13 protein-coding genes are annotated in these 13,015 nt (G+C 71.5%); 9 read left to right on the top strand and 4 right to left on the bottom strand.

The window, feature by feature from the left end:
- Positions 1-2: 2 nt before the first annotated feature.
- Positions 3-401: a RidA family protein gene (locus AB0O34_RS17120; protein WP_363916371.1), complete on the bottom strand. Its 399-nt coding sequence runs from the start codon at positions 399-401 to the stop codon at positions 3-5.
- A 215-nt stretch (positions 402-616) separates the two neighbouring features.
- Between AB0O34_RS17120 and AB0O34_RS17115 the strand changes: the two genes are divergently transcribed.
- On the top strand, positions 617-1,633 hold the full coding sequence (locus AB0O34_RS17115) for a tyrosine-type recombinase/integrase (RefSeq protein ID WP_363916370.1): 1,017 nt from the start codon (positions 617-619) through the stop codon (positions 1,631-1,633).
- A 155-nt stretch (positions 1,634-1,788) separates the two neighbouring features.
- On the opposite strand, the gene AB0O34_RS17110 is transcribed toward AB0O34_RS17115, so the two are convergent.
- The 3 genes from AB0O34_RS17110 to AB0O34_RS17100 form a co-directional block, all read right to left on the bottom strand.
- Positions 1,789-3,147, bottom strand: coding sequence for a biotin carboxylase N-terminal domain-containing protein (locus AB0O34_RS17110; protein WP_363916369.1), 1,359 nt, complete (start codon positions 3,145-3,147; stop codon positions 1,789-1,791).
- 33 nt (positions 3,148-3,180) lie between these two features.
- Positions 3,181-3,672 carry a biotin/lipoyl-containing protein gene (locus tag AB0O34_RS17105; protein WP_363916368.1) on the bottom strand — a complete coding sequence of 164 codons (492 nt, stop codon included), beginning with the start codon at positions 3,670-3,672 and terminating at the stop codon, positions 3,181-3,183.
- A gap of 71 nt (positions 3,673-3,743) precedes the next feature.
- Entirely contained in the window at positions 3,744-5,420 is a 1,677-nt protein-coding gene (locus AB0O34_RS17100; protein WP_363916367.1) for an acetyl-CoA carboxylase carboxyltransferase subunit alpha, read from the bottom strand.
- Between the two features lie 502 nt (positions 5,421-5,922).
- Here AB0O34_RS17100 and AB0O34_RS17095 point away from each other — a divergent pair.
- From AB0O34_RS17095 to AB0O34_RS17060, 8 genes are all read left to right on the top strand, one after another.
- Positions 5,923-7,965, top strand: coding sequence for a BTAD domain-containing putative transcriptional regulator (locus AB0O34_RS17095; protein ID WP_363916366.1), 2,043 nt, complete (start codon positions 5,923-5,925; stop codon positions 7,963-7,965).
- Positions 7,966-8,095: 130 nt separating this feature from the next.
- Positions 8,096-8,425: a TcmI family type II polyketide cyclase gene (locus tag AB0O34_RS17090; protein ID WP_363916365.1), complete on the top strand. Its 330-nt coding sequence runs from the start codon at positions 8,096-8,098 to the stop codon at positions 8,423-8,425.
- Complete coding sequence (locus tag AB0O34_RS17085) at positions 8,418-8,837, top strand: cupin domain-containing protein (RefSeq protein ID WP_363916364.1); 420 nt, start codon at positions 8,418-8,420, stop codon at positions 8,835-8,837. Before AB0O34_RS17090 ends, AB0O34_RS17085 begins: the two co-directional genes overlap by 8 nt.
- Complete coding sequence (locus tag AB0O34_RS17080; RefSeq protein ID WP_363916363.1) at positions 8,834-10,207, top strand: beta-ketoacyl-[acyl-carrier-protein] synthase family protein; 1,374 nt, start codon at positions 8,834-8,836, stop codon at positions 10,205-10,207. Before AB0O34_RS17085 ends, AB0O34_RS17080 begins: the two co-directional genes overlap by 4 nt.
- Positions 10,200-11,438, top strand: a complete 1,239-nt coding sequence (locus tag AB0O34_RS17075; protein WP_363916362.1) for a ketosynthase chain-length factor — start codon at positions 10,200-10,202, stop codon at positions 11,436-11,438. Before AB0O34_RS17080 ends, AB0O34_RS17075 begins: the two co-directional genes overlap by 8 nt.
- A gap of 32 nt (positions 11,439-11,470) precedes the next feature.
- Positions 11,471-11,722, top strand: a complete 252-nt coding sequence (locus AB0O34_RS17070; protein ID WP_363916361.1) for an acyl carrier protein — start codon at positions 11,471-11,473, stop codon at positions 11,720-11,722.
- A gap of 15 nt (positions 11,723-11,737) precedes the next feature.
- A complete protein-coding gene (locus AB0O34_RS17065) occupies positions 11,738-12,205 on the top strand; it encodes an SRPBCC family protein (RefSeq protein ID WP_363916360.1) in 468 nt (155 codons plus the stop codon).
- Between the two features lie 142 nt (positions 12,206-12,347).
- The gene (locus AB0O34_RS17060; protein WP_363916359.1) at positions 12,348-12,977 is read left to right on the top strand and encodes an antibiotic biosynthesis monooxygenase; all 630 of its coding nucleotides are present in this window, start codon (positions 12,348-12,350) and stop codon (positions 12,975-12,977) included.
- The last annotated feature ends 38 nt before the right edge of the window (positions 12,978-13,015 follow it).

Raw genomic sequence — 13,015 nt, 5'->3', positions numbered from 1 at the left:
GGTCAGGGGACGATTGCGGTCGCGGTGATCTCGACGAGCTGCCCCGAGTACCCGAGGAAGGAGACGCCGAGCAGGGTGGAGGTGTGCGGGCCGTCCGACAGCTCGGAGTCGCGCACGACGTCCCATACCCGGACCAAATCCTGGTGCTCGGTGGCGGCGACGTAAACCGTGCTGGCGACGACGTGCCGAAGGTCGCTGCCGACCGCGCGCAGGGCCGTGGTCAGGTTGGCGAGAACCTGCCGGGCCTGGGCGACCGGATCTCCCGCCCCGACCAGGTTGCCGTCGGCGTCGACGGGCACGGCTCCGGCCATGAACGCGAGCCTCTCCCCCGTCTCCACGACCGCGGCGTGGGCGTAACCGGGGGGCGCGAGCAGGTTCGGCACGGTGGTTCGCAGGACCATTGGTTCTCCTCCAAGGGCGGCGGGCCTGCTACGACCGGCCATCATGTCCGTGCAGGTCGCCCGGTGTCATGTGGTTTTCCCTCCGCAGGGCGGCGGCGCGACGCGCACCCGGTGGCGCGCCGTTGGCGAACCTGGGCGGCTGCCGGGCGAACGGAAATGTCGGTGGGACCCGGTACGGTCGGCAAGGATCATGGCCGAAAGGACTGAGCTGATCGATGCGTCCCGCTGAGCTGAAGCGACTCACCGTCGAGGAGTCCGCCGACCGTTACGTGGAGCTTGTCCGCGCGAAGACCGTGACCGGGGCGCTGTCTCCGGCGACGGCCGAGGTGTACGCGCGCGACGTGGCGACGTTCGTGCGGCTGGCCGGGGCCGAGGGGGTGCTCGACGACCTGACGGGTGAGGATGTCGACGCGGTGCTGCTGGCGTTCGCCCGTAAACCCGACGGGCGGCGTTCCTCCCCCGGCGGTGAGTCGCAGAGCCCGTCCTCGCAGTCGCGGTTCCGCCGGTCGGTGTCGGCGTTCTTCAAGTACGCCACGGTGGCGGGCTGGGTGCAGGTCGATCCGATGACGGCGGCGACGGTCACGGCCAAGGAGCGGGGCGGCCTGCGGGCCGAGCGGCGGGCCCTTACCCGCGAGCAGGCGCAGGGGCTGGTCGGGGCGGCCAGGTCCCTGACGGTGGCCGAGCCCGAGGGCGGGCGGCGCGACCAGCGCACCGAGGTGCGTGACGCGCTGATCGTGCTGCTGCTGTCGACGCTCGGGCCGAGGGTGTCGGAGCTGGTGCGGGCGAACGTCGAGGATTTCTACACCAACGACGGTGTGCGTTACTGGCGCATCTTCGGCAAGGGCGGCAAGACGCGGGATGTGCCGCTCCCCAGTGATGTGGCCGAGGTGCTCGACGCCTACCTGTCGGGCAGCCGCCCCGCCACTGCCGAGAAGGCGTTGCTGCTGTCGTGGCGGGGCAGGCGGCTGGCCCGTGGCGACGTGCAGGCGGTGATCGACCGGGTCCAGCGGTGGGTCGATCCGGCGCAGCGGCGTTCGGTTACCCCTCACGGCCTGCGGCACACCACGGCCACCCATCTGCTGGCCGACGCGGTCGACATGGACTCGGTCCGCCGGGTGCTCGGGCACAGCGACCTGTCCACGCTGGGCCGCTACCGCGACGAGCTCCCGGGCGAGCTGGAGGTGGCGATGCGCGCCCACCCTCTCCTGCGACGCCCGGCCTCAGGCGAGTGACTACGGCGGGTGACCCGGTGACGTTGGACTCCGGGTCTCGCGCGGCGCTTTCTGCTGGTGAGTGGTTTTGGTGGTGGGAATGGATGGTTTTCGTCCAACCCAGCGCCTTTACTTTGTAGATTTATACGTTGGTCGGACATGGTCGCGGGGCCGGGTCAGGTGATCGGGGTGGACATCATCTGGTCGACGAGCGAGGTGGTGTGCTTGGCGTACCGGAAGAGCGGGTGGGTGAGCACCTCCTGCAGGAAGGCCAGGTCGGTGCAGAGCCCCGCTCCCCTGATCGTGAACTCCTCCAGCGCGCGGTGCGCCCGGGCGAGGGCCTGCGCGCGGGACGGCGCCCAGACCGACACCTTCGCGATCAGGGGGTCGTAGTCGGCCGTGATGCGCAGGCCGGCGGCGGCATGGGTGTCGACGCGCGTGAACGGGCCGCCGGGCGGGATGAACTCCTCGATGATCCCCGGTGTGGGCAGGAACCCCCGCGCGGGATCCTCGGCGTTCACACGGCACTCGATCGCCACGCCCGTGGACACGATGTCGGACTGGCGGTAGGACAGGTGCTGCCCGGCGGCGACGAGCAACTGCTCGCGAACCAGGTCGATGCCCGTGACCATCTCTGTGATGGGGTGCTCGACCTGCAGCCGGCAGTTGACCTCGATGAAGTGGCACGCGCCGCGCTCGTCCAGGACGTACTCGAAGGTCCCGGCTCCGACGTACCCGGCGCGCAGGGCCGCGCGCACGGTGATCTCGCCGAGATGCTCGATGGTGGCCGCGGGAAGGTTCGGCGGAGGCGTCTCCTCGATGAGCTTCTGCCGGCGCCGCTGCACCGAGCAGTCGCGGGCGCCAAGGTGGACGACGTTGCCGTGGCCGTCGGCGAGGATCTGCACCTCGACGTGCCTGGCGGCGTCCAGGTACTTCTCGACGTACACCCGGGGGTCGGCGAACAGGGCGACGGCCTCGCGGCGGGTGGCGGCGAACGCGCGGGCGAAGTCGCCGGGCTCGTGCACCACCGTCATCGCCCGGCCGCCGCCTCCCGCGGAGGCTTTGATCACGACGGGGTAGCCGACGGCGTCCGCGGTGCGGGCGGCCTCGACCGGCCCGCTGGCGGGGCCCGAACCACCGGGCAGGACGGGCAGCCCGGCCTCGACGGCGAACTCCCGCGCGGACACCTTGTCGCCGAGCCGGGCGATGACGTGCGCCGGCGGGCCGATCAGGGTGATCCCGTGGGCCTCGCAGATCTCGGCGAACTCCGCGCTTTCCGACAGGAAGCCGTATCCGGGGTGGATGGCGTCGGCTCCGGTCTGCAGGGCGGCGGTGAGGATCGCGGCCGCGTTGAGGTAGCTGTGCCTTGGTGCCGCGGGTCCGATCTGGATGGACTCGTCGGCCAGGCGCACCGCCGCGGAGTCGCGGTCCACGGTGGAGTGGGCGACGACGGTACGGATTCCCATCTCGCGGCACGTCCGAAGCACGCGCAGGGCGATCTCGCCCCGGTTGGCGACCAGAACTGTGGTGAACATCGCGCCAGGCTCCAAGCTCCGAGGAAGAAGGGGTCAGTGGCCGTCGCAGGGCAGGAGTGCCAGCAGCGGCTCCTCGTACTGGACCGGTGAGCCGTCGGTGGCGACGATCTCGCAGACGCGGCCGGGGTGCTCGGCCTCGACGGCGTTCATGAGTTTCATCGCCTCGATGATCCCGACCTGCTGGCCGGCCTCGACGAGGTCGCCGATCTCGACGAACGGCGGCGCGCCCGGTTCCTGGGCGCGGTAGAACGTGCCGACCATGGGCGCGGTGATGACGACCGCTCCCGGCGTGCCCGCCTCGATGCCCGGCTGGTCTTCGCGCCGCTGGAGTTCGGTGCCGGGCGGGCGGGGCTCGGGGCCGGCCGCCGTGGTGGGCGACCATTCGACGTCGACGGCCAGGGTGGCGGTCGAGACGGTGATCCTGCGCAGGGGCGCGGGGCTGGCGTGGCCGAGCTGGGCGGCGTGCCGGACGACCCAGTCCAGTACCTGCTCGCGCTCATCCGGGTGTGCGGGTTCGGCTGTCATGCGGTTCCTCCTTCGGCGGTGCCGGGTGCGGTCGTACGAGGTCCTGGGAGCCGGGGCCGGGTGCTGTGCGGCTAGGCGGGGGCTCCGAAGCGGCGGAAGCGCCGCCTGCGCTCGGCTACCAGCTGGGCGGGATCGGTCCGCGCGAGCTCGTACAGGGTTCCGGTGACGGCCTGCCTGACCAGCCGGACGGTGAGCGATGGGTCGCGGTGGGCGCCGCCGTCGGGTTCGGGGATGACGGCGTCGACGATGCCGTGGCGCAGCAGTTCGCGTGCGCCCAGGCGCAGCGCGGCGGCGGCCTGCGGGGCGGCGGTGGCGTCGCGCCATAGGATGGCGGCGCATCCTTCGGGGCTGATCACCGAGTAGACGGCGTTGCCGAGGGCGAGCACCCGGTCGGCCACGCCCAGGGCGAGCGCTCCCCCGCTGCCGCCCTCGCCGGTCACGACGGCGATCACCGGGACGCGCAGGCGGGACATCAGGCGCAGGTTGCCGGCGATGGCGTGGGCCTGGCCGCCCGCCTCGGCCTCGATGCCGGCGTACGCGCCGGGGGTGTCGATGAGGGTGAGGATCGGCAGGCCGAGCTTGTCGGCCAGGCGCATCAGCCTGGCGGCCTTGCGGAATCCGGCCGGGGACCCCATGCCGAAGTCGTGGGCGAGGAGTTCCCGGGTGTCGTGGCCCTTCTGGTGGCCGATGAGCATGACGGGCACGTCGTCCAGGCGGCCGATCCCGGCGACGATGGCCGGGCAGTCCCCCGAGACGCGGTCGCCGTGCAGTTCCTGGAAGTCCTCCAGCAGGTAGCAGGCGTAATCCAGGGTGGTGGGGCGTCCGGGGTCGCGTGCGAGCGCGACGGTCTGCCAGGCGTCGCGTTCGGGCAGCTCCTCGGCGCGCAGCACCAGCGGGGGCGCGCTCCCCCGCCAGGCGTCGGGTACGGCCCGGCCGCCGTTGGCCCAGGCGGCGGCCGACAGCAGGTGGGCCAGCGTGGGCCTGAGCTCGGCGCGGCGGCGCACCCCGTCGACCAGGCCGCCCGTGAGCAGCGTCTCGGCGGTCTGGAAGCCCTCGGGCAGTGTCTGCTTGATGGTGCTGGCGATGACCCTGGGCCCGGCGAAGCCCATGTGGGCGCCCGCCTCGGCGACGATGACGTCGGCGAGGGTGGCGTAGGAGGCGGCGACGCCTCCGTAGGTGGGGTCGGTGACCAGCGAGACGGTGAGCAGGCCGGCGTCGTCCAGGTCGGCCAGGGCCTGGCTGGTCTTGGCCATCTGCATCAGGGCCAGGGCGCCCTCCTGCATGCGGGCGCCTCCGGAGGCGGTGACGATGGCCAGCGGGGTGCGGGTGGCCAGGGCGTGCTCGGCCGCGGCGGTGATGCTCTCGCCGACGGCGCAGCCGAGGCTGCCGCCCATGAACCCGAAGTCCATGACGGCGGCGACGACCGGGTGGCCGCCGACGGTGGCGGTCCCGCACACCACGGCCTCCTCCAGGCCGGTGGCGCGGCGGGTCCGCTCCAGCCGGGCGAGGTAGGGCCGGGTGTCGGTGAAGCCGAGCGGGTCGACCACGGTGGGCGAGGCGCCGAGCGGGGTCATCGAGCCGGGGTCGAGGAGCTGGCGCAGCCGTTCGGGCGCGGTGAGCCGGTCGTGGTGCCCGCAGCTGGGGCACACCCGCAGGTTCCTCTGGTAGTGCTCGCCGTACGTCGGCCCCTCGCAGCCGGGACAGCGGATCCACAGCGAGGAGGCGGAGACGGCGGTGGTCGCGGTCACGCGGCGGCCTTCCCGGTGGCCGCGTGGCGGTCGTCTGGTCGCATGTGTGTTCCTCCTGTGACTCCGGGAGGCGCGCCGGCCGTTCACGGCGCGCGGCGGGCCTCCTGTCCGGAAACCATCCCCCGGGCCGCTGGTCGTTCGCTTGAAGGGCGCTGGAGGCGTTCTGGTCCCGCCGAGGCGGCGTGAGCCTGTGGGGATGCTCCCCACCACGAACTAACACCTTTATGCGAAATTATGTGCTATTTCATATCAATTCGGACGCACGGCGGGCCGAGATTACACGGCCACACCAGGGAACTCACTATTCGGAAATCCTACGCGAGGTAAAGAATATAGTACTAGACCAGGACTTTTTCGGAGATTTTGTCCTGAGGAGCCATTTTTCCGGAAGTTCCGATAAGCGGGTTCATCTAAATTCGAGAAGTCCACCAGGCGTCGAGGTCACGCCGACGCCGACCGCCGGTCAGCTTGGACGACGTTGCCGATCATCTGCGGAGATCACATGGAATTCCGGGTTCTGGGTTCGCTGCAAGTCGTCGACGACACCACCGACCTGACACCGAGCGCCGCCAAAGTGCGGGCGGTCCTGGCGATGCTCGTCCTGCGCCACAACCAGATCGTGTCCACCCGCGAACTGATCGACGAGCTGTGGGGCGAGCGCCCACCGGCGACCGCCCTGCCCACCCTGCACACCTACGTGTACAAACTGCGCAAGATGCTCGGCACCACCGGCCCCGCCACCGTGGTCACCAAGCCGTACGGGTACCTGCTGGCGACCTCACCGGAGACCATCGACGTGTTCCGCTTCGAACGGCTGGTCGCCGACGGATGGAGCGCGCTGGAGCGCGAGGACCCCGAGCACGCCACCGAGACCCTCACCCAGGCCCTCGCCCTGTGGCGGGGGCCCGCCCTGGTCAACCTCGCGGCAGGGGAACTGCTGTCGGCGCAGATCACCAGGCTGGAGGAGAGCCGACTGCGCGCCCTGCAACTGCGGCTGGAGTCCGACCTGCGGCTGGGCAGGCACCGCGAGCTCATCAGCGAGCTCAAGGAGCTCATCGCCACCTACCCCCTCAACGAGGACTTCTACGCCAAGCTCATGACCGCGCTCTACCAGGTGGGACGGCGCGGCGAGGCGCTGGAGGTGTACCAGAACCTGCGCCATGTGCTGGTCGGCCAGCTCGGCCTGGAGCCCTCCCCCGCCCTGTGCCGCCTGCAGCAGCGCCTGCTGTCGGCCGACCCCGGCCTCGAACAGCCGGGCCTGGAACAACCCGACCTGGAACCCGGGCCAGAGACCATGCCCCGCGCCGCCGCGCGGGCGGGCTCGGTCAAGCCCGCGCAGCTGCCCGCCGACATCGCCGACTTCGTCGGGCGCGGGGAGGTGGGCGAGCAGATCGCCGCGGTGCTGTCGCGCCCCGCCGAGTCCGGCACCGCCGTACGGGTCATCTGCGTCAGCGGGATGCCCGGCGTCGGGGAGACGGCTCTGGCCGTCCACGCCGCCCACCGCGCCCGCGGCGGCTTCCCCTCGGGGCAGTTCTTCGCCGAGCTGGGCGGCGCGAGCGCCCCCGCCGACCCGGGCGAGGTGCTCGCCGGGTTCCTGCGCGCCGCCGGGGTGCCGCCCGGCGACATCCCCGCCGACCGCGACGAGCGCAGCAAGCTGTTCCGCACCTGGTGCAGCGACCGCCAGGTCCTCATCGTGCTCGACGACGCCAGCAGCGCCGCGCAGATCCAGCCGCTGCTGCCGGGATCGGCCGGGTGCGCGGTCATCGTCACCAGCCGGTTCGGGCTGCACGGGTTCGCCGGAGCGCAGATGGTGGAGCTGGACCCGCTGAGCGCCGCGGAAGGCCTCGAACTGCTCGCCAGGATCATCGGCCAGGCCCGGCTGGAGAGCGAGCGCGCGGCCGGTGAGCACATCGTGCGCCTGTGCGGGCGGCTGCCCCTGGCATTGAGGTGCGCCGGGTCCCGGCTGGCCGCCAGCCAGGGGCTGACGCTGGCCAAGTTCGCCGAGCGGCTGGAGGACCCCCGTACCCGCCTTTCCGACCTGTCGGTGGCGGACCTGGACGTGCGCACGGCCTTCGCCGGCACCTACGAGCGGCTCGGCGAGCCGGAACGGAGCCTGTTCCGGCTCCTCGGCCTGCTGCAGACGCCCTACGTCACGGTGCGGCAGGCGTGCGCGCTGCTGGGCTGCGAGGTCGACCACGCCGAACGGCTGCTCGCCCGGCTCGCCGACTGCTCGCTGCTGAAGGCCCAGGCGGGGTCGCTCGGCGAGCTGCGGTACGCGATCCACGAGCTGGTCAGGCTGTACGCCAGGGAGTGCCTGGAAAGGGAGCTGGACACCTACGGCGAGCCCGTGCCCGAGCCTGCCGCACAGGCCCACGTGCCCGCGCCGAGCCCCTCAGGGACGCCGGACGCGCCCGGCGGCGACCGCGGCGCTCACGCGCTGACGGGGGCGTGTGAGGACCAGGACGACGAGGACCGGTCCTTCTCGCTGGTGATGGCGCCCGCCGAGTGCGTCAACGGGAGCGCGGCCCGCGTGCTCGGCCCGTAGAGCCCGCCGCCGGTGGCGTCCGCCGCTGGTGGCGTGCTGTGGCGCGGCCTCGTCCCGGCACTAGCGCTGCATCAGCGGCAGTCCAGACGTCCCGGACACCATTGCGTCTACGGACGAAAGGAGACGTGTGGTGCATCGGACGCTAATCGTGGCGAGGATGGAACCCTCCGAGACGGAAGCGGTTGCCAAGATCTTCGCCGACTCGGACGCGAGCGACCTGCCGCATCTCATCGGGGTGTCGAGGCGCACGCTGTTCCGCTTTCACGACCTGTATTTCCACCTGGTCGAGGCGGACCACGACATCACGCCCAACCTGTACAAGGCGCGCAGCCACCCGCTGTACGGGGAGATCAACCAGCGGCTGAGCGAGCACATCCGGCCCTATGACCCCGGCTGGCGCGAGCCCAAGGACGCCATGGCCGAACCGTTCTACACCTGGGAGGCGGACGGCCGTGACTGAACACCGGCTCACCAAGGTCACCGTCAGCGAGGTCGCGCCCAACCGGCGCCGCGGCGGCGACATCCGCGTCCTGCTCAGCCCGAAGACCGTCGGCTCCACCTCCGGCTTCATGGGCGTCGCCTTCCTGCAGCCGGGAGAGCACTTCGTCGAGCACTACCACCCGTACTCCGAGGAATTCATGTACGTCGTGCGCGGCACCGTCCTCGCCCTCGTCGACGGCGAGCAGGAGATCATCCTGAACCCCGGCGACGGGCTCATGGTGCCCAAGACGATCAGGCACCGGATCCAGAACACCGGCGCGGAGGAGGCCTGCATGGTCTTCCACGCCAGCCCTCTGGCTCCAAGGCCCGACCTCGGCCACGTGGACACCGAACCGGCAGCGAACGACGCCGCGGCAGGGAGCCCGCGGTGAACGTCGTGGACACCCGTCCGACCACCCGGCGCCGCACCCGGGCGCGAGGTGGCGCCAGGCGCTCGTCGCGCACGCGCCACGACCGCCGGGTCGTCATCACCGGGATCGGCGTCACGGCACCCGGCGGCATCGGGGTCAAGTCCTTCTGGGACCTGCTCACCGCCGGGCGCACCGCGACGCGCGCCATCACGCTGTTCGACGCGACCGGATTCCGCTCCCGGATCGCCGCCGAATGCGACTTCGACCCGAGCGCGCACGGGCTGTCCCCGCAAGAGATCCGCCGCATGGACCGCGCCGCCCAGCTCGGCGTGGTCGCCGCGCGGGAGGCGCTCGCCGACAGCGGGCTGACCACCGAGGATGTGCCGCCCGAACGCCTCGGGGTCACCATCGGCAGCGCGGTCGGCTGCACCATGGGCCTTGAGGAGGAGTACGTCGTCCTCAGCGACGGCGGCAAAAACTGGCTCGTCGACCCGGCCTACGGCGTGCCGCAGCTGTACGGGTACATGGTGCCGAGCACCATCGCCACCGAGATCGCCTGGGTCGGCGGAGCGGAGGGCCCGGTCGCGCTCATCTCCACCGGATGCACGGCCGGACTCGACTCGGTCGGCCACGGCTACCAGCTCGTCAAGGAGGGCACGGCCAGTGCCGTGGTCGCCGGGGCCGCCGACGCGCCGATCTCACCGATCACCGTCGCCTGCTTCGACGCGATCAAGGCCACCTCGCCGAGCAACGACGAACCCGGGCGGGCCTCACGCCCCTTCGACATGAACCGCAACGGCTTCGTGCTCGGCGAGGGCTCGGCGGTGCTGATCCTGGAGGAGCGCGAAGCCGCGCTACGGCGCGGCGCGCAGGTGTACGCCGAGATCGTCGGGTTCGCCAGCCGCAGCAACGCCTACCACATGACCGGCCTCAAGCCCGACGGCCGCGAGATGGCCGAGGCCATCGGGGCCGCCATGCGCCAGGCGCGGCTGACGCCCGAGGACGTCGACTACATCAACGCCCACGGTTCGGGCACCCGGCAGAACGACCGCCACGAGACCGCGGCGTTCAAGAGCGCCCTGGGCGACCGGGCCTACCTGATCCCCGTCAGCTCGATCAAATCCATGATCGGGCACTCGCTCGGCGCGATCGGATCCATCGAGGTCGCCGCCTGCGCGCTGGCCATCAGGAACAACGTCGTCCCCCCGACCGCGAACCTGCACACCGCCGACCCCGAGTGCGACCTCGACTACGTGCCGCTCACCGCCAGGGAGCGCAACGTCGACGTGGTCCTCAGCGTGGGCAGCGGGTTCGGCGGGTTCCAGACGGCCATGCTGCTCGCCCGCGACAAGGGCGGGCTCACCGGCCCGGGAGGTGACCGCCATGACTGAGCGGACCGGCGGCGCCGCCCGTCCGGTGGTGACCGGCATCGGCGTCGCGGCGCCCAACGGCCTCGGCACGCAGGCCTACTGGGCGGCGACGCTGGACGGCAAGAGCGGCATCGGCCGCATCACCCGCTTCGACTCCGAGCGGTACCCGGTGCGCGTCGCGGGCGAGGTGTCGGAGTTCGACGACACCGAGCACGTGCCGAGCCGCCTCGCCGTGCAGACCGACCACTGGAGCCACCTCGGCCTCACCGCCGCGGACATGGCGCTGCACGACGCGCGCATCGAACCCGGCGAGCTGCCCGAGTACGAGATGGCCGTCGTCACCGCGAGCTCCTCGGGCGGCACCGAGTTCGGCCAGCGCGAGATCGAGAAGCTGTGGAGCCAGGGCCCGGAGTACGTCGGGGTGTACCAGTCCATCGCCTGGTTCTACGCGGCCACCACCGGCCAGATCTCGATCCGGTACGGCATGCGCGGCCCGTGCGGGGTGGTGTGCACCGAGCAGGCAGGCGGGCTGGACGTGCTCGCGCAGGCCAGGCGGCTGCTCTGCCAGGACACCACCGTGGTGGTGACCGGCGGGACCGACGCCTCGCTGTGCCCGTACGGGCTGGTCGCGCAGATCTCCACCGGGCTGCTCAGCCCGCGCGACGACCCCGAGCGCGCCTACCTGCCCTTCGACGCCGACGCCTGCGGGTACGTGCCCGGCGAGGGCGGGGCGATGCTGATCGTCGAGAACCACGACGCGGCCCTGGCCCGGGGCGCACGGCCCTACGGCGCGATCGCCGGATACGGCGCGACCTTCGACCCCCGCCCGGTACAGGGCGAGGAGAGCAGGTCCAACCTGCACCGGGCGATCACGCTTGCGCTGGTGGAGGCCGAGGTCAGCCCCGGCGAGGTGGACGTGGTGTTCGCCGACGCCATCGGCGTGCCCGAGCGCGACCTGGCCGAGGCGCGGGCCATCTCCGCGGTCTTCGGCGCCTACGGCGTGCCGGTCACCGCGCCCAAGACCATGACCGGGCGGCTGTACGCCGGCGGCGCGGCGCTCGACGTGGCCACCGCGCTGCTCGCCATCCGCGACGGGGTGATCCCGCCGACCGTGGGAGTGCGCGCCGCCGCACCCGCCTACGAGCTGGACCTGGTCCGCAGCGCGGCCAGGGACGGCCCCGTGCGCAGGGCACTGGTGCTCGCACGCGGCCACGGAGGGTTCAACGCGGCCCTGCTCGTCACGGACGTCTAACCCACCCCACCTCGCGACAACGGAGAACCGACATGACCGAATTCACCCTCGACGACATGAGACGCATCATGGGCGGCTGCGCGGGAGTTCCCGACACCGTCGAGCTGGCCGACGACATCGGCGAGATGTCGTTCGTCGACCTCGGATACGACTCGCTCGCGGTACTTGAGATGGCCGCGCGCATCCAGCAGCAGCTCGGCGTCCGCATCCCCGACGACGCCGTCGATGAGATGAAGACCCCGCAGGCCGCGGTCGACTACGTCAACCGCCGGCTCGCGGCCTGATACCGGAGGAACGTCATGGCAGGACACGCGGACAACGAGATCATCATCGCCAGTCCCATGGACCTTCTGTGGAACATGACCAACGACGTCGAGTCGTGGCCCACGCTGTTCAGCGAGTACTCCGCCTCGGAGATCCTGGAGCAGCGCGGGCCGACCATCAGGTTCCGGCTCACCATGCATCCGGACGCCGACGGCAACGAGTGGAGCTGGGTGTCGGAGCGCACGCCCGACCCGGCGACCAGGACCGTGCGCGCCCACCGGGTCGAGCCGGGCTGGTTCAAGTACATGAACCTGTTCTGGGAGTACACCCAGGTGCCCGACGCGGTGCGCATGCGCTGGGTCCAGGACTTCGAGATGAAGCCGGACGCGCCGCTCAGCGACAAGCAGATGACCAAGCGGCTCAACGACAACACCGTGATCCAGATGAACCGGATCCGGCAGCTGGTCGAGGAGGCCGCCGAGCAGTCCCCCGTCCGGATGTGACCCTCGGGCCACCCACACGTCCGGGCCCGACTCCGCCCGGACCCCGGCCGGCCGGGTCAGGCCGCACGCCACCCGGGCCGGCCTCCCCGGAATACCACCCCTTTCGATGGCAGCTAAGTCCGACGGAAAGAAGAGAGTGGGCATGAACCACACAGACAGCGTGTACCGCGTCATGGTGCGGATGCGGATCCACCCGGGCATGGAGCGGGACTTCGAGAAGACCTGGCGGGAAGTCGCCTCCACCATCGCCCGCCACCCGGCGAACGTCGGCCAGTCGATGGCCAAGAGCCCCGACGAGGACGGCATCTACTACATCGTCAGCGACTGGGAGAACGAGGAACGGTTCCACGAGTTCGAGCACAGCGCCGAGCACGCCGCCAACCGCATGCGGCTGGACCCCTTCCGCGACTCGGCCGGCACCTCGATGACCCCGATGCTCGTGGCCTCGCGCCTCGGAGCCCAGCCCAGCCCCGGCCGGGTGCGCGTCGCGCTCTACCTGAACGAGCCCGAGAACGACAGGGGCTCGATCGAGAACGCCTACCACCAGATCAGCACGACCCTCGCGGGCAGGACCGGGCTGCGCGGCAACGAGCTGCTGCGCTCGCTGCGCGACCCGCACCGGTACGCCGTGCTGAGCGAGTGGGACGACGTGCCCGCCTACCGCGAGTGGGAGCGCAGCCCCGAGCACCTGCCGACCACCTCGCCGCTGGCCAGGTACCACGACAAGGGCCTTGGGATCTTCGGCTCCTACGAGGTCGTGGCCGCCTACTGACCGGCCCGCCCGCCTCCCCGGACGGCACCCGCCGTCCG

Source organism: Sphaerisporangium sp. NPDC088356, from assembly GCF_040685555.1.
GTDB lineage: Bacteria > Actinomycetota > Actinomycetes > Streptosporangiales > Streptosporangiaceae > Sphaerisporangium.
Note: the sequence above shows the minus strand (reverse complement) of the source record. Positions and strands in the feature narration are given on the sequence as shown.

What these genes read in the sequence shown, in the direction of transcription:
- AB0O34_RS17120 (WP_363916371.1), bottom strand. Translation starts at nt 401, where the DNA reads ATGGTCCTGCGAACCACCGTGCCGAACCTGCTCGCGCCCCCCGGTTAC.
- AB0O34_RS17115 (WP_363916370.1), top strand. Translation starts at nt 617, where the DNA reads ATGCGTCCCGCTGAGCTGAAGCGACTCACCGTCGAGGAGTCCGCCGAC.
- AB0O34_RS17110 (WP_363916369.1), bottom strand. Translation starts at nt 3,147, where the DNA reads ATGTTCACCACAGTTCTGGTCGCCAACCGGGGCGAGATCGCCCTGCGC.
- AB0O34_RS17105 (WP_363916368.1), bottom strand. Translation starts at nt 3,672, where the DNA reads ATGACAGCCGAACCCGCACACCCGGATGAGCGCGAGCAGGTACTGGAC.
- AB0O34_RS17095 (WP_363916366.1), top strand. Translation starts at nt 5,923, where the DNA reads ATGGAATTCCGGGTTCTGGGTTCGCTGCAAGTCGTCGACGACACCACC.
- AB0O34_RS17075 (WP_363916362.1), top strand. Translation starts at nt 10,200, where the DNA reads ATGACTGAGCGGACCGGCGGCGCCGCCCGTCCGGTGGTGACCGGCATC.
- AB0O34_RS17070 (WP_363916361.1), top strand. Translation starts at nt 11,471, where the DNA reads ATGACCGAATTCACCCTCGACGACATGAGACGCATCATGGGCGGCTGC.
- AB0O34_RS17065 (WP_363916360.1), top strand. Translation starts at nt 11,738, where the DNA reads ATGGCAGGACACGCGGACAACGAGATCATCATCGCCAGTCCCATGGAC.
- AB0O34_RS17060 (WP_363916359.1), top strand. Translation starts at nt 12,348, where the DNA reads ATGAACCACACAGACAGCGTGTACCGCGTCATGGTGCGGATGCGGATC.